The 21,016-nt window shown below is 39.7% G+C and carries 19 protein-coding genes; 8 read left to right on the forward strand and 11 right to left on the reverse strand.

The genetic code is table 11. The annotated features are described in order from the left end of the window. Window positions 1–117: 117 nt before the first annotated feature. Genes AB5Y61_RS02680 through AB5Y61_RS02690 form a run of 3 tightly spaced genes read right to left on the reverse strand, consistent with a single transcriptional unit; the run spans window position 118 to window position 2,312 of the window. Window positions 118–807, reverse strand: a complete 690-nt coding sequence (locus AB5Y61_RS02680; RefSeq protein ID WP_368403068.1) for a hypothetical protein — start codon at window positions 805–807, stop codon at window positions 118–120. After that, on the reverse strand, window positions 788–1,600 hold the full coding sequence (locus AB5Y61_RS02685) for a hypothetical protein (RefSeq protein WP_368403070.1): 813 nt from the start codon (window positions 1,598–1,600) through the stop codon (window positions 788–790). The genes AB5Y61_RS02680 and AB5Y61_RS02685 overlap by 20 nt, the downstream gene beginning before the upstream one ends. Before the next feature lies 1 nt (window position 1,601). Beyond that, on the reverse strand, window positions 1,602–2,312 hold the full coding sequence (locus AB5Y61_RS02690; protein ID WP_368403071.1) for an ABC transporter ATP-binding protein: 711 nt from the start codon (window positions 2,310–2,312) through the stop codon (window positions 1,602–1,604). A gap of 158 nt (window positions 2,313–2,470) precedes the next feature. Between AB5Y61_RS02690 and AB5Y61_RS02695 the strand changes: the two genes are divergently transcribed. After that, window positions 2,471–3,142 carry a response regulator transcription factor gene (locus AB5Y61_RS02695; RefSeq protein WP_049514999.1) on the forward strand — a complete coding sequence of 224 codons (672 nt, stop codon included), beginning with the start codon at window positions 2,471–2,473 and terminating at the stop codon, window positions 3,140–3,142. Beyond that, a complete protein-coding gene (locus AB5Y61_RS02700) occupies window positions 3,127–4,203 on the forward strand; it encodes a sensor histidine kinase (protein WP_368403073.1) in 1,077 nt (358 codons plus the stop codon). The genes AB5Y61_RS02695 and AB5Y61_RS02700 overlap by 16 nt, the downstream gene beginning before the upstream one ends. Window positions 4,204–4,305: 102 nt before the next feature. On the opposite strand, the gene AB5Y61_RS02705 is transcribed toward AB5Y61_RS02700, so the two are convergent. Beyond that, complete coding sequence (locus tag AB5Y61_RS02705) at window positions 4,306–5,244, reverse strand: CPBP family intramembrane glutamic endopeptidase (protein WP_368403074.1); 939 nt, start codon at window positions 5,242–5,244, stop codon at window positions 4,306–4,308. A gap of 262 nt (window positions 5,245–5,506) precedes the next feature. Between AB5Y61_RS02705 and AB5Y61_RS02710 the strand changes: the two genes are divergently transcribed. Both AB5Y61_RS02710 and AB5Y61_RS02715 read left to right on the forward strand, forming a co-directional pair. Beyond that, entirely contained in the window at window positions 5,507–7,690 is a 2,184-nt protein-coding gene (locus tag AB5Y61_RS02710; RefSeq protein WP_368403075.1) for an amino acid ABC transporter substrate-binding protein/permease, read from the forward strand. Beyond that, window positions 7,690–8,430: an amino acid ABC transporter ATP-binding protein gene (locus AB5Y61_RS02715; protein ID WP_003007564.1), complete on the forward strand. Its 741-nt coding sequence runs from the start codon at window positions 7,690–7,692 to the stop codon at window positions 8,428–8,430. The genes AB5Y61_RS02710 and AB5Y61_RS02715 overlap by 1 nt, the downstream gene beginning before the upstream one ends. A gap of 381 nt (window positions 8,431–8,811) precedes the next feature. On the opposite strand, the gene AB5Y61_RS02720 is transcribed toward AB5Y61_RS02715, so the two are convergent. The 6 genes from AB5Y61_RS02720 to AB5Y61_RS02745 form a co-directional block, all read right to left on the reverse strand. Continuing rightward, window positions 8,812–10,554 carry an ABC transporter ATP-binding protein gene (locus AB5Y61_RS02720; protein ID WP_368403076.1) on the reverse strand — a complete coding sequence of 581 codons (1,743 nt, stop codon included), beginning with the start codon at window positions 10,552–10,554 and terminating at the stop codon, window positions 8,812–8,814. Further along, entirely contained in the window at window positions 10,551–12,278 is a 1,728-nt protein-coding gene (locus AB5Y61_RS02725) for an ABC transporter ATP-binding protein (RefSeq protein ID WP_368403077.1), read from the reverse strand. The genes AB5Y61_RS02720 and AB5Y61_RS02725 overlap by 4 nt, the downstream gene beginning before the upstream one ends. Before the next feature lie 167 nt (window positions 12,279–12,445). Beyond that, window positions 12,446–13,645 (reverse strand): MFS transporter, encoded by a 1,200-nt coding sequence (locus tag AB5Y61_RS02730; RefSeq protein WP_368403079.1) that lies wholly within the window; start codon window positions 13,643–13,645, stop codon window positions 12,446–12,448. 118 nt (window positions 13,646–13,763) lie between these two features. Further along, window positions 13,764–15,110, reverse strand: a complete 1,347-nt coding sequence (gene asnS / locus AB5Y61_RS02735; protein WP_227223881.1) for an asparagine--tRNA ligase — start codon at window positions 15,108–15,110, stop codon at window positions 13,764–13,766. Window positions 15,111–15,257: 147 nt separating this feature from the next. Continuing rightward, window positions 15,258–16,436, reverse strand: coding sequence for a pyridoxal phosphate-dependent aminotransferase (locus AB5Y61_RS02740; RefSeq protein ID WP_368403081.1), 1,179 nt, complete (start codon window positions 16,434–16,436; stop codon window positions 15,258–15,260). Window positions 16,437–16,452: 16 nt separating this feature from the next. Further along, window positions 16,453–16,926: a cell wall elongation regulator TseB-like domain-containing protein gene (locus AB5Y61_RS02745; RefSeq protein WP_368403082.1), complete on the reverse strand. Its 474-nt coding sequence runs from the start codon at window positions 16,924–16,926 to the stop codon at window positions 16,453–16,455. Between the two features lie 231 nt (window positions 16,927–17,157). Between AB5Y61_RS02745 and AB5Y61_RS02750 the strand changes: the two genes are divergently transcribed. Then, entirely contained in the window at window positions 17,158–17,604 is a 447-nt protein-coding gene (locus AB5Y61_RS02750; protein ID WP_049514775.1) for a MarR family winged helix-turn-helix transcriptional regulator, read from the forward strand. Window positions 17,605–17,722: 118 nt separating this feature from the next. On the opposite strand, the gene yaaA is transcribed toward AB5Y61_RS02750, so the two are convergent. Further along, a complete protein-coding gene (gene yaaA / locus AB5Y61_RS02755) occupies window positions 17,723–18,448 on the reverse strand; it encodes a peroxide stress protein YaaA (RefSeq protein ID WP_368403084.1) in 726 nt (241 codons plus the stop codon). Between the two features lie 66 nt (window positions 18,449–18,514). On the opposite strand from yaaA, the gene AB5Y61_RS02760 reads away from it, so the two are divergent. The 3 genes from AB5Y61_RS02760 to AB5Y61_RS02770 all read left to right on the forward strand — a co-directional run bounded on the left by AB5Y61_RS02760 (window position 18,515) and on the right by AB5Y61_RS02770 (window position 21,005). After that, window positions 18,515–19,015 (forward strand): DUF1836 domain-containing protein, encoded by a 501-nt coding sequence (locus AB5Y61_RS02760; RefSeq protein WP_368403085.1) that lies wholly within the window; start codon window positions 18,515–18,517, stop codon window positions 19,013–19,015. After that, the gene (gene trhA / locus AB5Y61_RS02765) at window positions 18,990–19,637 is read left to right on the forward strand and encodes a PAQR family membrane homeostasis protein TrhA (protein WP_368403086.1); all 648 of its coding nucleotides are present in this window, start codon (window positions 18,990–18,992) and stop codon (window positions 19,635–19,637) included. Before AB5Y61_RS02760 ends, trhA begins: the two co-directional genes overlap by 26 nt. A 63-nt stretch (window positions 19,638–19,700) precedes the next feature. After that, window positions 19,701–21,005 (forward strand): PLP-dependent aminotransferase family protein, encoded by a 1,305-nt coding sequence (locus AB5Y61_RS02770; RefSeq protein ID WP_368403088.1) that lies wholly within the window; start codon window positions 19,701–19,703, stop codon window positions 21,003–21,005. The last annotated feature ends 11 nt before the right edge of the window (window positions 21,006–21,016 follow it).

Below are 21,016 nucleotides of genomic sequence, written 5' to 3' on the forward strand. Positions count from 1 at the left end.
CAGCCCTACTCAACTGTGCGGAGGTGGGACGACGAAATCGAATTCTAACGAATTACCGATTTCTGTCCCACTCTCCCAAAATTAGAAAAGTTTGATCATCAGTATCATTTTTATTTATTACTTAACTTCTTGATTCCTTACCAAGAGGTAGAGAGTTGCTCCAAGTGAACATACAAATCCAATAACGTAAATACAGAGTTGCTGATTGGAAGCTCTCCCTAATATTGTATCTGCAACAATATTATAAAATAGGTAACTAGTCAATGGTTCCACTACTCTTTCTATGAATGGTTGTACTAAAATAGGAAATAGCAATAAAATAGCTAAACTCCCCATTGGACTTTTGAAAAAATAACTTAAAAAGTAAGAAATCAAAAAGTATTGGATGGAGCCAATCAAATAGAAGCTGAAAATTTCTAAACTGACACCATTTTCGCTACTAAAAAAATGAAACCATATAAGCAGTACAATGAAATACAATGTTGATTGCAGTACTACATCACATAACTCTACAAACAGGATCCTAATTGAACTTAAGATCCTTTTTCCACTTACCAAATAAACTAGTTTTGTTTCGTGTGATTGTAACTCAACAAATGCATTAACACACCCAATACTAACAGAGAGCATTGAGGCAAAAACAAGAGCTTGCTTTATAGATAATTGAACAACAGTATCATTGATTGAAACTGGTAACACACCGAAGAGACACAAAAAAACTATCAAAAGTGACTGTATAGCTATCTGGTACTTTACGGGTTTTAAACTATATTTTTTGACGATAAGACTAAATAATATTCTTGCCATTCTTCCTCCTCATTCGAATCATTTCTACAATCATTATGAACACCAAGAACAAGATCCCTTCTACTACTAAAAGTGTAAAACCGTACAATTGGCTCGTTTGAGTCCCTTCAATTCGACCAAATGCAAATGACTTTGCTCCAATCAAAGGCAATAGATTTTCTATTTTAGAGGAAATTCCTCTTAGAATACCTGATAAACTGATAACCAATAATAAAACGTCTGCAATTAATGCAGTCATTGATTTTTTCGTTACGATTACGAAAAGTAAAGCTAATAAAGTAAGAACGATTGCAAATATCATAACTCTCACCGTGACATCTAAAAACAATGTCAATTCTAAAAAATTCTTTAGAGTTGAATCTAGAAAAACGAATAAAATAACAGCGTTTACTATAGAAAATATTAAAGTAGAGAGTAACGATAGGACAATCGAACTTGCAATAAACCCAGTAAGACGAACTTTCCAGTTAGGAATCAATAACTGGCTAAAATAATCATCACCAAATTGATAATGGGTTGAATAAACGAGTGAAACCAAGATTGGTAAGAAAATAACACTTGCTTGGTAGGGGGAGGATAAGAGAGCATCCCTGACTGTATACACTGGATTCGATGATAACATAGATGGATCAAGGTTAACCGCTTGTCCATTTCCTTCTACTAAGGCATTTATCACCTGGATATTTTGAATTGAAAAAAATATGCTGACTCCCAAAATAAGAAAAAAAGTAACTTTAAAAGTAGGTAAACTACAATATTTATAGAGGTCACTAAAAAAGGAACGCTTCAACATATTATGCACCTTCTTTCCCTTCGAGCGCCTTAAAATATGCTTCCTCAAAAGAGCCAAACTGTTTCAAAATATCTTTTGTAGCAGCATCAATAACAATTTTGCCATTAGAAATACCAACCAAATGATCTACAGTTAATTCTAACTCACTCATATAATGACTTGTCATTAAGACAGTTTTACCTTCATTGACAAAAGATTGTAAAAAATTGCGTACCCAGCGTATACCCTCTGGATCTAGTCCATTGATTGGTTCATCTAAAATTAAGATATCAGGATTTGCTAATAAGGCTGTTGCTAAACCAAGACGTTGCTTCATTCCTAATGAATAGTCTTTTACTTTTTTATTTTTAGCTTCACTTAACCCCACCAACTCTAAACATTCCTTGCACCTATTTCTATCAACTCCACAGGCCAAGCCAATCCACCGAAGATGCTGAAATCCAGTTCTGGTTGGGTAAGGTTGGCAACTGTCAAGGAACGATCCAACAATACAAAAAGGATTATCTCCCAATTGAGAGTATTTTTTTCCATCGATCAACGCCATTCCCATTTGACTATTTTCTAAACCAAGTAAAATTCTAATTAAAGTTGATTTTCCAGATCCATTTGGTCCAATCAATCCAGTAATCTCACCTTTCTTAGCTTTGAAAGACACGTTTTGAAGGACAATTTTATTATTATATTCCTTATGTAGCTTTTGAATTGTTATCATTCATTCTTTTTCCCTTCTGACTTTTAGTGAAATTCCACCTTCACTTGGAGCAAGTATAACAGGAGAAAATCAGGAAATTCTCAGAATAATTATTTTTTTTATTTTCAACAAATTACATTCTATATTTGCTATAATATGCTCATATAATTGGAGGAACTATGAAGTATAAAATTTTAGCCATTGACGATGATGAAAAAATCTTACGATTAATAGGGAATGCATTAGAAGCAAACAACTTTCACGTGGAAACTCGTAAAAATATAGAGGAGATCAATATCTGTGACTTTACTGGATTTGATCTAATTTTACTTGACGTCATGATGCCTATTTCTGGTTTAGAAATTTGTCGTTCCATTCGTCCACAAATTGCTACTCCAATCTTATTTCTAACCGCTAAAGATTTTGAAGAAGATTTACTAAAAGGAATACAAGCCGGAGCCGATGATTACATTACAAAACCATTCAGCATTAAAGAATTGATTGCAAGAATTCAAATGCATCTTCGGAGAGAAGAAAGATCTCACCCTGCCTCTAAAGAAGAAATGAATTCAGATATTACTTTTTATCGAGATCGTCAAGAAGTTTATTATCAATCAAAGAGAATATCACTAACTAAGCGAGAGTTTGATTTACTTTATCTTTTAGCCAAAAATGAAAACCGAATATTTAGCATAGAAGAACTTTACAATTATCTTTATCCTGTAAGCTCTGATGCTCAACTACGGTCAATCACCGAATACATCTATCAAATTAGACAAAAATTTAAAACTCATCAAATTGATCCAATCAAAACAGTATGGGGAGGAGGATACAAATGGAAAAAGAATTGACGATCAAGCAACTCATTAAGCGTACCTACCTTAAAATCATTTGGCAATTTCTTCTATGTCTTATACTTTTTTACATACTCCCCGCTCTTCTATCTTCTGTATCTGGAATCAATGAGAAAAATGCCAATCGCTTTGCTTTATTTTTTAGCGTCAGTTCTTGGATTTATCTTTGCATCATTTTAATTGTTATCATTGTAATAAATATTAGACAGTTATTAACCAAGATTCAAAAAGAAATGAACATGGTTTATCATAGTGGTCTATATTTCACCAAAAATGAACATCACCATTTGCAGATTAAAGAATTTATTGAAACAAATGAACTAATCGAAAAAATGCAATCTGATATAAAAAATAGGATTGAACATGAAAAAGAACAAAAAAAAGAACTCATGTTTCAAGTATCTAGCGCTGCACATGATCTTCGAACTCCTCTAACTGTCATAAGAGGAAATGCTGAATTCTTACAATCTACCAAACAAACACCTCAAGTAATGGAATGTCTAAAAGATCTTGAGCAAGCAAGTATTCAATTAAACGATTATTTTAACCACTTCATCCAATACTCCAAAACCTTTTACGACCATGATATTCAACTTGAAAACATATCAATTAAACAAGTAACTTATCAATTACAGGAACATATCTCACCTTTACTCCCCAGAAATACACACTTTGTTTTTACAAACACAGTAACTCCATCAACACAAATTGCAATTCATTCCAATCTATTTTTCCGAGCAATCACAAATATCATTAATAATGCAATACAACATCAAAAAGAAAATGATGCACAAATCCAGCTAACAATTTCACAAGAAAATAGTCAATTAGTTCTAACTATATGGAATAACCAATCTAGTTTTTCAAAAAAAATATTACAGAATGCTGGAAATCTTTTCTATAAAGATGACCAAGCAAGAACACCCTCTCAAGAAAGTCACTATGGACTTGGTTTATCTTTCGTAAAACGCGTAATGAAACTTCATAATGGAACGATGCATTTAGAAAATATTAATCATGGTGCCCAAGTCAAGCTAATTATTCCTATTATTATATAGAAAAAGCCGAACCCATCTATATGTGTTCGACTCAGAATGCAGACAAACGTCATTTTTGGTGTTTGTCTTTTTCTTATATGACTATCAGCCATTTCACACTTATTATTCAACAGCTCTTTCATTTCTTTCCCCTAAGAGGTAAACAATCACGACGGATAATAGAAGAACCAGAGTTGTGATGATCGATCCTTCCGCTCCAAATTCCCCTCCAGTCAACCAGTCAGGTCCTGACCCCATGGTAAAGCTAAAGATAGAGGCATCTGCCCCCGTCCCACTGACTTGAAAACCAAGGAGATTTCCTTGTACATAGTTCCAAGTGCCGTGTTGAGCGACCACTAGCCAGATACTATCGGTATAGATAAAAAGCAGACCAGCTAGCACCCCATCAAGGATGATATTCAGTAGAGATAAGAAGGTCACTCCTGAATTTCCCAGATGAAGAATGCCAAAGAGACTACTAGAAATCGCGATTGCTAAGGAAAGATTGGTTCTGGCAGCAATCCGAGTTAGGAGCCAACCCCGTGTGGCTACTTCTTCTGTCCCACCTTGGAGGAGCCAAAATGGGAATAAACCTAGAATAAAGAGAATGGGTTCTAAACTTAATTCATTAAGCTCAAAAGTTCCGATTCCGCCAACTTGGTAGACAAGGGCGATCATTCCCATTTGAAGAAGGGAAAGCAAGATCCCCCAACCTAGATACTTGAGACAATTTCTTTTTACAAAACCTAAAGTTGATAAGGAATTCTTTTCTATTACTTTCACCCAAAAAATAAAGAGTAAGAGAATAAATACAAAACTGAAGAGCTCATAATAGAGAATATAATGGAAGAAAAACTCTTGAATACTTGCAACCCCATTTCCTGGTGAGAAGAACTCGGTTAGATAACCTATTGCAGTCGAAAATGGTCCCACCAATTCACTACTGAGCCATAGTCCCCCTTCTATAAAGAAGGAAGCTAAAAACACGTAGAATAGTGTAGAAACGAAAACTGACACAGAAGTTTTCGTTTTGATACCTTGAATGATTAACCCTTTCCTCATCTAGTAACCTCCATTTATCTGATAGGTCCATTGTAGCAAAGAAAATCCAGACCCGCAACACCACATTATGTCAGAAAACCTAACATCGAAAGTTGATTTTTCTTGCTAAACTGATACTTTTCTGATATAATAGCTTTTATAGAAAAACATAAGATCATTCATACTCTATTTGGTATGAATGTTTTGTTTTTTCAGGCCATCCTTTGGTCAATGCACTCATGGGTCAAACACCCAAAGAGAAATGAAGAAAAAGGAGACAGAAATGAAGAAAAAATTACTAGCCTATTTGCTTTTCTTATTTCCATTCGTTGCATTCGCTGGTCATGCTCATGCTGAGACGATCAAGGTCGTTTTCGACACAGCTTATGCACCATTTGAATTTAAAGATTCAGATCAAACCTATAAAGGAATTGACGTAGAGATCTTGGACAAGGTCGCTGAAATCAATGGCTGGGATTTAGATAAATCCTTCCCTGGATTTGATGCAGCAGTCAATGCAGTTCAAGCTGGTCAAGCAGATGCCATCATGGCCGGAATGACCAAAACAACCGAACGTGAAAAAGTCTTCACCATGTCTGATACTTACTACGATACAAAAGTTGTCATTGCGACGAAGAAAGCTGACAAAATCACGAAGTACAGCCAATTAAAAGGGAAGACCGTCGGTGTCAAAAATGGAACTGCAGCACAACGCTTCCTCGACAAAAACAAGGACAAGTACGGCTACAAGATCAAGACTTTCGATACTGGTGATCTCATGTACAACAGTTTATCAACTGGTGCAGTCGATGCAGTCATGGATGACCAACCTGTTATTCAATACGCCATCCAAAAGGGTCAGGACCTAGCTATCAATATGGACGGGGAAGCTGTCGGTGGCTTTGCCTTTGGTGTTAAAAAAGGTGGTAATCATGAAAAGTTGATCACTGAATTTAACAAGGCCCTCGCTCAAATGAAAGCTGATGGAACACTTGATGAAATCATCAAGAAATGGACCGGTGAAAGCCAATCAACTGCTAACAGTGCTGTTCCAACAACAACTACTCCTGCTGGACAAAAAGCAACGCCTAAAAAGTCAAAATATGTAATTTCAAGTGACTCATCTTTTGCACCATTCGTTTTCCAGAATGGGAAAAATAAGTATACAGGGATCGATATGGACTTGATCAAGGCTATTGCCAAAGACCAAGGATTTACCATTGAGATTGATAACCCTGGATTTGACGCAGCGATAAGTGATGTCCAATCCGGCCATGCGCAAGGAATGATCGCAGGAATGACCGTAACAGATGCACGGAAAGAAACATTTGATTTTTCTGAACCATACTACACGGCCAATTCTATTCTAGCCGTTCAAGAAAGTAGCAAGATTGATTCATATGATGATCTAAAAGGAAAGACAGTCGGTGTTAAAAACGGAACTGCATCGCAGAGCTTCCTTGAAGAAAACCAAAAGAAATATGGCTACAAGATCAAAACGTTTTCTGACGGGGCTTCTATGTATGATAGTTTGAATTCTGGTTCTGTCGCTGCGATCATGGATGACGAACCCGTCATCAAATACGCTATTAAACAAGGACGTAAATTCAAAACACCTATCGAAGGAACTCCAAGTGGTCAACTAGCATTTGCCGTTAAAAAAGGTGAAAATCCTGAATTGATCGAAATGTTCAATAACGGTCTTGCGAACTTGAAGAAAAATGGCCAATACCAAAAGATTCTCGATAAATACCTTAAAGCAGATAGCAAATCAAGTACTTCAAGTACAACAGCAGATGAAACAACGATCTGGGGCTTACTTCAAAACAACTACAAACAATTGTTAAGTGGTTTGGGTGTGACTCTTGCCCTTGCACTTCTCTCTTTCGCCATTGCTATGGTGATCGGTGTTATCTTTGGGATGTTTAGTGTCAGTCCTTATAAGTGGCTCCGCTGGACAGCAGAAATCTTTGTCGATGTTATTCGTGGGATCCCACTCATGATCCTTGCCGCCTTCATCTTCTGGGGAATTCCAAACTTGATTGAATCTGTCACAGGTCACCAATCCCCAATCAACGACTTTGTCGCAGGTACCATCGCCCTCTCCCTCAATGCTGCTGCTTATATCGCAGAAATTGTCCGTGGGGGGATCCAAGCTGTACCGATTGGACAGATGGAAGCCAGCCGAAGCCTTGGAATCTCTTATGGCAAGACCATGCGTAAGATCATCTTGCCACAAGCAACCAAACTCATGCTTCCAAACTTTGTGAACCAATTCGTCATTGCGCTGAAAGATACGACAATCGTTTCTGCGATCGGATTGGTCGAACTCTTCCAAACTGGTAAGATCATCATTGCTCGAAACTACCAAAGTTTCAAGATGTATGCTATCCTTGCCGTCTTCTACCTCGTGATTATCACCTTGCTAACACGATTTGCAAAAAAATTAGAAAAGAAGGTTAACTAATGGCTAAATTAAAAATTGATGTCCATGACCTCCACAAATACTATGGTGAAAATGAGGTCTTAAAAGGAATCTCAACAAAATTCTACGAAGGGGATGTGGTCTGTATTATCGGACCGTCCGGTTCTGGTAAATCGACCTTCCTTCGTAGTCTTAATCTCCTCGAAGAAGTGACAAAAGGTCAAATTACCGTAAATGGATATGATCTAACCGATCCAAAAACCAATGTTGATTTGGTCCGTGAAAATATCGGGATGGTTTTCCAACACTTCAACCTTTTCCCTCACATGAGCGTCCTAGAAAACATTATGTTTGCGCCAGTAGAGCACAAACTGATGACCCGTGAAGAAGCTCAAAAAGTCGGGATGGAATTATTAGAAAAAGTTGGACTCGCAGATAAAGCCGATGCCAATCCAAACAGCCTTTCCGGTGGTCAAAAACAACGTGTGGCCATTGCTCGTGGACTCGCCATGAATCCAGATATTATGCTCTTTGACGAACCGACTTCTGCCCTTGACCCTGAGATGGTTGGAGATGTATTGAACGTTATGAAAGAGTTGGCAGAGCAAGGCATGACCATGATCATCGTTACCCACGAGATGGGATTTGCTCGCCAAGTAGCCAACCGCGTCATCTTCACCGCAGATGGTGAATTCCTCGAAGACGGCAAACCAGACCAAATCTTCGACAACCCCCAACACCCACGTTTGAAAGAATTCTTGGATAAGGTTCTAAACGTTTAAAAAGATAAAAACGAGTGGTTCCTGAAGCATCTAGCAAAATTGCTAGATGTTTTTTTTAGACTAAAAAAGCATTTTCAAACCTGAAAATGCTTAGAATGTGGACTAACTATTTTAAAATAAAATAAGTAAAGCGTTTCTAAAAGGAACAACAATGATTTTCAATTTTTAAAATGAATCAAGAAAATATTGAAACTTTCCGCTGTGAGAAAAGTGCTAGAAACAAATCAGTTTCTAGCACTCGGGAGTTTTGAAACTTTAGGTTCAAAACTAAGTCATGGAACTTCGTAGAAGTTCGCTGACGTCCGTACTCACCTAAGGAAAGTTTTGAATATGTCTTTAACTTCAATCTAAGCATTTTCAAATCTGAAAATGCTTTTCATTTTAACTAATCTGTTGCTGAGCTGTCTGCATCTTGTAGTAAACACCTTGTGCTTGCATTAGCTCTTCATGAGTGCCATGCTCAACAATATCGCCATCCACCATGACAAGGATCATATCGGCATTTTGAATGGTCGATAAGCGGTGAGCAATGATAAAGCTGGTCCGTCCCTTCATGAGCTGATGAAAGGCATCTTGAATCAAAACCTCAGTCCGAGTATCGATGGACGATGTCGCCTCATCCAAGATCAAAATCTTAGGAACCGAAAGAAACACACGCGCAATCGTTAAGAGTTGGCGTTGACCTTGGGACAAAGACTCTCCAGCATCTGAAAGATAAGTATCATACCCTTGTGGCAACTGCCGGATAAAGAAATCCGCATTGGCTGCTTTGGCTGCTTCTATCACTTCTTCTCTGGTCGCATCTGGCCGAGAAAAAGCGATATTTTCATGAATAGTCCCAACCTTAAGCCAGGTTTCTTGCAGAACCATACCAAACTGTTGGCGGTAGGAGGCACGAGTGTAGTCCGTAATCGGCACCCCATCAATCGTAATCATCCCAGAGTTCACAGGGTAGAAACGCATGAGCAGATTGATCAAGGTCGACTTCCCTGCTCCTGTAGGCCCTACAATCGCTACCTTACTAGCCGCTGGAACCTGAATGGTTAAATCTTTGATCAAGGTCCGTCCTACATCATAGCCAAATGTGACGTGCTCAAAAGCAATCGCTCCTTTAACATTCTGCGTTTCCAAAAATTGATGGCCGGTTTCCTCAATCTCATCTTGATCCAATACGCTGTACAAGCGCTCTGCGCAGGCAAGGGCACTTTGGAGTTCTGACAAGACAGAGGAAATATCATTAAATGGCTTGGTGTATTGGTTGACATAATTGAGGAAGGTCACTAATTGACCAACTGTGAAGTGAGAACCTGAAATGATTCGAACCGCACCAAATCCAGCCACCACTGCATAAATCAAGGCATTCACAAAGCGAGTCGCAGGATTGACAGTAGAAGAATAAAAGATAGCAGATTGAGAATACTTGGCGTAGGTTTCATTAGTCTCCTTAAAGGACTTACGGAATTGATCCTGAGCGTTAAAAGACTGGATCAAACTTTCCTGGGTCAAAGACTCTTCGATCAACTGAGTTTGAAGCCCACGTGCCTTGGTCTGCTTTTGGAAAAGCGTATAAGAACGCTTGGCAATAAAACGAGCAATCAAAAGAGACAAAGGAGTCAAGACCAGAACCGCTACCATCATAAAGAAATCCAGCTCTGCCATGGTTACAATGGTCACAAGAATGGTTAAGAGCCCAACAAAGAACTGGTTGAAGACCATGAGAAGCCCGCTATTGAGTTGCTCCACATCGGTCGTGAGACGACTGACGAAGTCCCCACTCCCTTGTTTATCCAGATAAGATAAGGGCAAGCGGTGAACTTTTTCCATCACTTCTGCCCTTAGGTTTTGGCTAAAACGATAGACCAATTGATTATAGAGAAGAGGATTGATCCATTGAATCAGGGTATTTGCCAAAATAATCAGCACCATTTGGATCAAAACTGGCAATAAGACTTTCATTCCTTGAGGATTGATGACCAAGTCAACCGCATGTCCAATCAAGATCGGTAACCAAACCGTTAAGGCTACTTGAGCAATTGTCCCGATACTGGCTAGAATCAGGAGACCAGGATGGAGAGCAAAATCTCTAAACAGACGTTTTAAATAGCTAGAACGTTTTTGACTCATGCTTCCTCCCTCCCGTGTTGTGAATAATGAATTTCTTGATAAATCTCATTCGTGGACAAGAGGAAATCATGATTTCCCAGTCCTACTTGATGCCCCTTATTCAAGACCAAAATCTGATCAGCCGACTTGAGACTATTGGTGCGTTGAGATACTAAGATCAAACTTGTGTCATTCAATTCTTCTTTAATCGATTTTAAGAGACGAGCCTCCGTCAAATAATCCAAGGCAGAAGTCGAATCATCCAAAATCAAGAAAGGGGCCTTTTTCAAAAGAGCACGCGCAATGGTCAAACGCTGGCGTTGGCCACCTGAAAAATTTCGACCAAAGGCTTCTACCGGCTCATCCAGCTGTCCTTCTTTTTCACGGACAAAATCAGCCGCCTGAGCCGTTTCTAGCGCCCACCACAAATCATCTTCCGACACCTTTCCTTCCATTCCCAGTAAGAGATTCGAGCGGATAGTTCCTCTAAAGAGCTCAGCCTTCTGCGGAACTACAGCTACCCACTCCCGCCACTCCTTGAGAGTTTTAGGAGAGTGAGCTTGATGATAGAGGGCTAATTTCCCCTGACTAACAGCATACAAATGACTCAATAACTGAACAAGGGTGGACTTCCCAGATCCTGTACCACCGATAATTCCCAGCATCTGTCCTTGGTCAAGATCAAAGGAAATTCCCTCTAGGGCTGGGCTTGAAGCCGTTGGATAGGTGAAAGAAACTTCCTCTGCACTGATCGCTTCTTGTTCTCTTGTGGTTTCCTCTGTCAAAGCTTCTAGGAGGTCTTCTTCTTTCAAATCAAAGATCTCTTGTACCCGCTTGGCTGAAATATAGCTGACATTTAAAGACGTAACCAGCATAGCCAGCTTGATCAATTCTGTTAAAATTTGTAATAAATAATTGACCAAAGCGACCAACATCCCTTGGGTTAGGAGGCCAGCAGAGATAGTCAACTGTCCCTGCCAAATAACACAGACTAAGGTCGTATTGACCACAAGGAAGGTCAAGGGACTGACCAAACTAGACCAGATACCAGCGCGAATTTGCCAGTCTTTGTAGTCCTGATTGACCTCTCTAAAATCTTCTAATTCACTAGCCTGTTGTCCAAAGGCCCGAATCACTCGCATCCCTTGAAATTGCTGACGCGTCACCGTGACCATCCTGTCTGTGATTTTCCGAATCTTTGCAAAGAGAGGATTGACAATCCGGGACATGATGACAATAATCAGCGTCAAAATGGCCACCATCCCCAAGAACCAAAGGGTTAATTTCGGACTGATCATAAAGGCCATGATAATAGAGCCAAAGACAATAATCGGCGCCCTCAAAAAGAGGCGCAAGAAGAGATTGATCCCAACCTGGATTTGATAAGTATCAGAAGTGAGACGGGTTACCAAACTAGATGTACCGATTCTATCTCGCTTGTCCTTTGGAAGGGACAAGATTTTATCATACAAATCCTTGGTCATTTCACGGGTAAATCCGACAGCTGCTTTAGATGAAAAATACTGAGCCGTAATAGCAACGACGACACCAAAGCTAGCAAATAAAAACAAAGCACCGACCATCATCACCACTCCGCTCGTTTCCTTTTTCGGAATGACCTGATCGACTAAGTGGGCGATTATTAAAGGTACGCACAATTCAAAGATAGCTTCTAATAGTTTAAATACAGGACCTAAAATAGTTTCCGTTAGATAGCCCTTAAAATACTTCAATAATGATTTCATACGACTCGATTCTTTTTAAATAAGATATACTAATTTTATCACAATTTTTAAAGATAAAAAAACTCTCCCTGCAAAGCAGAGAGAGTTCGTTCGGTTTTTCTTGACCAGCTTATTCAACATGCTCTTGTTTCATTTGCACTTGTTTAGACGAATGAAGGTCAGGAATGTTATTCCATCTTTGTCCCCTTATTTAATATCTTACCCATTTTCCCCAACACAAACATCAAGAGTGGGAAAGAGAAAAGCGTTACAAGGCCTAATACGATAAAGACTGCTAAAAAGCCACAGTTATCAATGAACCAACCAGTCAAAGGAAAGATGACAATCATAGATAAACTAAACATCATCGAATTGATGCTCAGCATAGTTGCTCGCACACTGGATGGCAGATAAGCTTGTAAATCATTGTAGTAAATGGGTTGATAAACTGCGTATAGTCCATTGGTCAAGAGATAGACACTCAGATAGGCAAATGGAGTCTTGAATGTTACCAAAAGCAAGGCCAACCCTGTCAGTGCAACCAGAATCGGAAAGACTTGATTACTTTTCCATTTTTTCCCGATTTGACTGGCCAAATAAACCGCTAGGAGATTGAATCCACTACCAATTAACATAATGAGCGAAACTTGCCAACTAGCTAAGTCACTAATTTTCTGTTGGTAGTAAAAATAAAACATACACATGATGGTCCCTACCAACTGATAGGTGAACATCCAGTAAAACAAAATTGGTTTGTCCTGCCATTCTTGTTTCACTACCTCCAATATCCGCTTTAAGGTCAAATGATTTCTTTCATCACTCTTGCTCTCTGGCTCTTTCATCAGAAAGATCAAAAGAATGGAAAGCAAGGAGAGACTAATAGCAATCAGGTAGGTCCAAGCCAATGCGCCATGAACAAAGAAGCCTGCCACAACGGTACCTAAAGTTCGGGTGACTTCGGCCACACCAGACAAAAAGCTAGAAATCTGAAGATATCGGTCCTTTTGACCCGCTTCAACCGCCGAATCATATAAGAAAGCAGTACTGGTCCCCGAGTCAAAATTATAAGACCAAGCATTGACCATCATAGCAATGGCATAGATCCAAAAATTCCCCTGACCAAATAAAATCAACATAGAAGATCCAATACTGGACAAGCGAGCCAAATAGAGATTGGTCTTGTAGCTAAATCGATCAGCTAACATACCAGATGGGATCTCACATAAAAGGCTCGTCCCATGAAAAATACTCTCTAATAAACCAATCTGAAGCAAAGAAAGACCATTTTGAATAAAAAAGAGAATCCAAAAACTGGTGATTCCAAAATAAGATGTAAATTCCAGACCTGCTAGGAGTGAAATATTGCGTTTGTAAGTTCTTTTAAACATTGTTTTTCCTCTTTCAATAAGTAATATGATTGTTTCTAAAAGACTTACTGAGATTTGCCTACATTTTCTCCACCTCTTTCATTTAAAGTAAAAACGCCAGCTGGCGTTTTTATAGTTATTAAGGTTTGATACGGTGCAACATACGTGGGAACGGAATGGCCTCACGGATGTGTTTCGTTCCAGCTGCAAAGGTTACCATACGCTCGATACCGATACCAAATCCACCGTGTGGTACTGTACCGTATTTACGAAGGTCAAGATAGAATTCATATTCTGTACGATCCATACCAAGTGATTCCATCTTCGCTACAAGGGCATCATAGTCTTCCTCACGCATAGAACCACCGATAATTTCCCCGTACCCTTCTGGTGCCAACAAGTCTGCACAAAGCACGCGATCTGGGTTCCCAGGAACTGGTTTCATATAGAAAGCCTTGATGTCAGCTGGATAGTTGATCACAAATGTTGGCAAACCAAAGTGGTTTGAAATCCACGTTTCGTGTGGTGAACCGAAATCATCTCCATGTTCCAAATGTTCATAATCCGCATCTTCGTCGTTTTCATGCTCTTGCAAGAGATCAATAGCTTCATCGTAAGTAATGCGTTTGAATGGCTCTGCAATATAACGTTTCAAGAGCTCAGTATCACGTTCCAAGGTTTCCAAGGCTTGAGGAGCACGATCTAGAACACCTTGAAGCAACGCTTTAACATAAGCTTCTTGCAAGTCAAGTGACTCATCATGTGTCAAGTATGAGTACTCAGCGTCCATCATCCAGAACTCAGTCAAGTGACGGCGAGTTTTTGATTTCTCCGCACGGAATACTGGACCAAAGTCAAAGACGCGACCAAGAGCCATAGCACCAGCTTCAAGATAAAGCTGACCAGATTGACTCAAGTAGGCTGGTGTTCCAAAGTAGTCTGTTTCGAAAAGTTCAGTAGAATCTTCTGCTGCATTTCCAGAAAGAATTGGGCTATCAAATTTCATAAAGCCGTTCTTATCAAAGAACTCATAAGTTGCATAAATGATGGCGTTACGGATTTGCATAACAGCAACTTGCTTACGTGAACGCAACCACAAGTGACGGTTGTCCATCAAGAAATCTGTACCGTGTTCTTTTGGCGTGATTGGGTAGTCTTGAGATTCACCGATGACTTCGATGTCTGTAATATCCAACTCGTAACCAAATTTAGAACGTTCATCTTCTTTGACAATCCCTGTTACAAAGACTGACGTTTCTTGGCTCAAGCGTTTGATGGTATCAAATTTTTCAATTCCCACTTCTTCCCCAAATTTTTCAATAAAGTTTGGTTTAAAAGCTACACCTTGAAAGAAGGCTGTTCCGTCACGCAATTGCAAGAAAGCAATTTTCCCTTTACCTGATTTGTTGGCCACCCAAGCACCGATGGTCACTTCTTGACCAACATAGTCTTTTACTTCGATGATAGTAATCCGTTTTGTCATCATTCATCTTCCTTTTCTGGTTAAACTTGTCCGAAGACATTATCTTCTTTATTGTATCATAAAAAGGCTTACAGTGCTAGATTCTACCTGTGAAAAGCCGATTTTTTTAAAGAAAAAGATCCTCAGCTCAATGCTAAGGATCCGATATGTTTATTTTTCCATAAAGGCCTTGAGTCGGCGAACAGCTTCTTTGAGGGTATCCAAATCTGTCGCATAAGACAAGCGAATATTTTCAGGGGCACCAAAGCCAGCTCCCGTTACTAAAGCAACCTCTGCTTTTTCTAAAATTGCAGTGGTAAATTCCGTCACATCCGTATAGCCCTTCATCTCCATGGCCTTCTTGACATTTGGGAAGAGATAGAAGGCTCCTTGAGGTTTGATGGCTTCAAAACCAGGCACTTCATTCAACAAAGGATAAATAGTATTCAAACGCTCTTCAAAAGCTTGACGCATGATCTCAATAGAAGATTGATCTCCTGTAAGGGCTTCGATTGCGGCATATTGGGAAACGGTTGTTAAGTTGGAAGTTGTTTGGCTGATCACCTTGGCCATAGCTCCGATAATCTCTGGATCCCCCACTGCAAACCCAACACGCCATCCGGTCATGGCATAGGTTTTTGAAACTCCGTTAATCACGATGGTTTGCTTGCGAATCGCTTCTGATAAGCTAGAAATTGGCGTGAAAGTATTGCCATTATAGACCAAACGACCATAGATATCATCTGCCAAAATCAAGATATCATGCTCGACAGCCCAGTTCCCAATCGCTTCTAGTTCTTCTTTGCTGTAGATCATTCCTGTTGGATTGGATGGTGAATTCAGCAAGACAACCTTGGTCTTGTCTGTCCGTGCTGCTTCCAGTTGCTCAACCGTTGCTTTGAAGTGATTTTCTTCTGTTGTTTGGAAAGTAACAGGTGTTCCTTCAACCATCTTGACTTGATCCACATAAGAGACCCAGCAAGGTGTTGGAATGATGACTTCATCACCTGGATTGATAACAGAAGTAAAGAATGCATAAAGAATAAACTTGGCGCCAGTGCCGACCACTACTTCATTGCGGCTGACAGCATAGCCATAAAACTCTTTCATATAGTCACTAATGGCATCCTTCAATTCTAGAAGTCCAGACGCTACCGTATAAAAGCTAGCCCGACCGTCCTCGATGGATGCCACTGCTGCTTCTTGAATGTTTTTTGGAGTCGCAAAGTCAGGTTGACCAAGCGTCAAACTCAAAATATCACGACCTTCAGCTGCCAAAGCTTTGGCACGAGCATTTGCAGCCAAAGTCACGCTTTCTTCCATTTCCAATACACGATTTGATAATTTCATATTTCCTCCTCAAATCCTAAAAAACACTGGTTACTTTCCCAGTCTTGAAATCCACAACATAATAAGATCTTCCAGACTTAACTTCCCAGATCGGTTTGCCTTTAAAGCGTCCAAAAGTTACCCGATCAATCGCGTCTTTGCTCTTCTCTTTCACAATCGCCTTTGCTTTTTTCTGGTTGATTCCCTCTTTTAAAGGGTAAGCATAGACCTGATCATCTGCCTCCGCCACCAAGACCGCTAGTTCTTGACCCTCCTGGTCTTTTCCGATAAAGGAAAGATACGCTTCTTTGCCATGGAAGAAACTCTCCGTATCAATTGTAGCCATCGAAGAGTGCGACAGCGCTATGTTTCTTGCTTGTTCTATTTGATCCTGCATGCGATCCGAAGTTTTTTCAGCAAGAAATAGCCAAGAAAAAAGCACCGTCAGAACTAAAACACAGATTCCTATTATATGTTGCCATATGATAAAAAGATAATTTTTCTGTTTCACTCCCTCATTATACACCAAAGCACCCTAGAATTCTATAGATTTCCAAGAAAGAATTGTTACTAATATTTCATACCTGTTACAATGTTTTAGTATAAAATTATTTGAGAAACAAACTAAAATTAACACCTTGTATATTTTTTGTTCATAGTTTAATAATTTTGTCACAATTTTGTAACTAATTTGAAAATAAAATTAAACGACAGAAACACTATTTATTGATAAAATATAGATATGGAAAATTTAAAGAGATTATTCAAAGAAGCAAACGTAGATTTAAAAACCATGATCGTCTTCCACAAGGCGGAACGATTGATCCGTGCATCTGAGGCTCATATCTTTAAAAAGCACCAGTTGACACCAACTCAATTCTCTGTCCTTGAGACCTTGTATAGCAAAGGCGATCTTCGCATTCAAGATCTGATCGATAGCATTCTTGCGACCTCTGGAAATATGACTGTGGTTATTCGCAATATGGTCCGCGATGGTTGGATTACACGCGAAACCGATCCAGAAGACCGCCGTGCATATGTTGTATCTATTACCGATGCCGGTCGTAAAAAGATCGAAGAAGCTCTTCCAGATCATATTAAAAATATCCAACGCTTGATGCAAGTCTTTAATAGCGGCGAGCAAGCTGAGTTAACAGAACTCTTGAAGAAATTCAAACATATCGCCTAAGCCTACAGCTCAAGACGATTCTGACTCCAAAATCCTCTATTTTGGAGTTTTCATCGTGCATTCTCTTTATCTAACAGATCAAAAAACTATTCCTGATGCTTCTCAGGAATAGTTTTATTTATTCTTTCACAAAGATCCATTCTTTCTCTTGCGATAAATCCTCACGATAAGAGAAACCTGCTACTTCTAATGATTTCAGATCTTCTAGATGGGAGATCTCTTCCTTCATCATAGCTGTCACCATGGCCCCACGGGCTTTCTTTGAAATCGTTGAGTGAACCTTCAGGGTTCCCCCACGATTCTCCATGAATTTGATCCGAATTATTCGTTCTCGAATAGTTTTTGAAAAGACCTGTTCAAACTCAGAAGACAAAAGGGACAAGATCTGTTCTTCACCTTCTACTGCCTGATCATAATCCTCTTTCCAGAGTGACTTTAGAGACTTTCCAGCTGGTTTTAACTTCATCATAAAATCTAAGCGATGGGGAGCAATGCCTTCATAGGCAAGTAGCACACCATATAAAGCAGTCGTGATCAACAAATGCTCCTGCAGATAAGCCTGCTCTTTTTCAGATAAATCTTGACGATCGATACTCCGGTACATGAGGCCGTCAAACAGCTCCAAAGCAGGATAGGTCTTGGCAGTCCCATCTATTAAAGCCTCAATTCTTTCTTTTTCTACTAGAGCTCTTTCTTCTGAAATCCCGTAAAAGGTCGCTAATTCTTCTAGCGAGAATTGCTTCAAAGCTTGGAGGATGGTTTTTGTGTTCTGTGATAAGGGTTGGGGCTCGACGATACGACCCTGTTCGTTCAGTTCTTTGGCGGATGGAATTAATAGTTTCATAGGTATATTGTACCATATTTTTCAAATTTTCTTGACAGGAGTTTTTATTAATGTTATTATCTAGTTATGAAAACTAGATTAAAAAAAGGTGAAGATTTCGTGTCCACTTTTTCCTATCCAACTTGGGAGGACCTACCCGATCTAGACCTCTATCTCGACCAGGTCCTGCTTTATGTCAATAAAACCTGTGCACCTGTCCTCTCTTCTTCAGACAAGGGCTTGACGGCTGCCATGATCAACAATTACGTAAAACATGGTTATGTCGAAAAACCAGAAAAGAAGAAATACCAGCGTAGACAGGTAGCTCGCTTGATCGCTATTACAACCTTAAAAACGGTCTTTTCTATTCAGGAGATCGCTTCTACCTTAAATTTCTTGCAGGACCAGGCGAGTTCAGATCTTCTCTATAATAGCTTTGTCGCTTATCTCAATGAGAAAAAAGAGCCGATCGCTCCCATTATTCGCTCTGCCTGTCAGACGGTTCAACTTTATCTTGAAACCCTATCTTATATTCAACCATCAAATACGGAGGAAGAAACTGATGAATTACACCATGAAACTAAGTAAAAAATTATCTTTTGGAGAAGAGATCGCCAATAGCGTAACCCACGCTGTTGGCGCCCTCCTCATGTTGATCCTGCTTCCGGTCTCAGCAGTCTATAGCTTTGAGCAACACGGTCTTCTCAGTGCTTTTGGGACTTCTATCTTTGTTATTAGTCTCTTTTTGATGTTTCTGTCTTCGACTATCTACCATGCCATGTCTTATGATTCTCCTCAAAAGTATGTGCTTCGCATTATCGACCATTCCATGATCTACATTGCGATCGCAGGCAGTTACACGCCAGTTGTCCTCACCTTGATGAACAACTGGATGGGCTACAGCATTATCTTAATCCAATGGGGAACCACTATCTTTGGCATCCTCTACAAAATCTTTGCTAAAAAAGTCAATGAAAGATTCAGCCTAGCTCTTTACTTGATCATGGGCTGGTTGGTTATCTTTATTATTCCCCAAATTGTTAGTCAAACTACCCCTATCTTCTGGGGGCTCATGCTCATGGGCGGTCTGTGCTACACGGTGGGAGCTGGCTTTTATGCCAAGAAAAAACCCTATTTCCATATGATTTGGCACCTCTTTATCCTTGCTGCTTCTGCCCTTCAGTATTTAGCCATCGTTTACTTTATGTAATACGCTCACCACTCTTCGGAGTGGTTTTTTTGTGATTTTTTCTGTACAATAGTAAAAAACTGTATGGGGACAGTCAAGATGAAGACGAGCAAATACCAACAAATTATTCATGTTCTAAAAAAAGCCATTCAAGATGGAGAGCTGGAAACCGGACAGAAAATTCCTTCTGTTCGTCAATTAGCCAGTCAATTTTCTTGTAGTAAGGACACGGTGCAACGAGCCTTGCTGGACTTGACTTACCAGCACTTCCTCTATGCTAAGCCTCAAAGTGGCTACTATGTTTTGGAGCAAGCACCTGATCAACATGAAGATCTTCCACTAAAATTAGAGAAAGACCGCAATCAGGCTTTTGAGGACTTCCGAACCTGTATCAATGAAACCTTGATTGGTCGGGAGAATTACCTTTTCAATAACTTTTCGGACCAAGCAGGCTTACTAGAAGTACGCCAATCCATTCAAGGCTTATTAAAGGAAGAAGGTATTTATACTTCTGCGGATCAGATTGTTTTGACTGCTGGTACCCAGCAGGCGCTTAATATCCTCAGCCAGATTGACTTTCCCAATAAAAAATCTCAGATCTTGATCGAGCAACCGACTTATCATCGGATGAACCAACTCTTAGATTCGCAGCAACTTGCCTACCGTACCATTCAACGTAATTTAACGGGAATTGATCTCGAGGAACTTGAAGAGATTTTCAAAAGTGGCCACATCAAATTTTTCTACACAATCCCTCGTTTTCACTATCCGCTTGGCCATAGCTATTCGACCAAGCAGAAAGAAGCCATCTTGCAACTAGCTGATCAATATGATGTCTACCTTGTTGAGGACGACTATCTGGGAGATCTTGATGGCAGCAATGCTCCATCTTTTCATTATTTGGATCAAAAGAACCGGGTCATCTACATCAAATCTTTTTCGACCAATCTCTTTTCTGCTCTTCGCATCACTTCCATGATCCTTCCCCAAGACCTTCTTAAGCCGGTCTTGACCTATAAGACGATTCTGGACTATGATAGCAATCTCATCATGCAAAAGGCCTTGAGTCTCTACATTGATAACGGTATGTATCTGACCAATAAAAAGCGACTCCTAACTAGAAAAAAAGAGGAAGAAGCCAGTCTAAAGACCTTGATGGATCAGTCTTCTCTTCTCCCTCATCTGACCCTGACCCACGATGGGATCCTACTAGATCTTCATCAGGTCAAATCTCTTGCTGCCTTAAAACATAGCGGACTCCCGCTTGATTTCTTTGAAGCAGCCTACATCACTCCTTGTCCCTATCAACTCGCCAAGATCCAATCGGCAGATGTTGCCAAAGTTTTACCAAAGCTGACGCCTTTTTTTGAAAGAGAAACCCCCGTATAGACTATACGAGG

The organism is Streptococcus parasanguinis (assembly GCF_040908565.1).
In the GTDB taxonomy this organism is placed as follows: domain Bacteria; phylum Bacillota; class Bacilli; order Lactobacillales; family Streptococcaceae; genus Streptococcus; species Streptococcus parasanguinis_AC.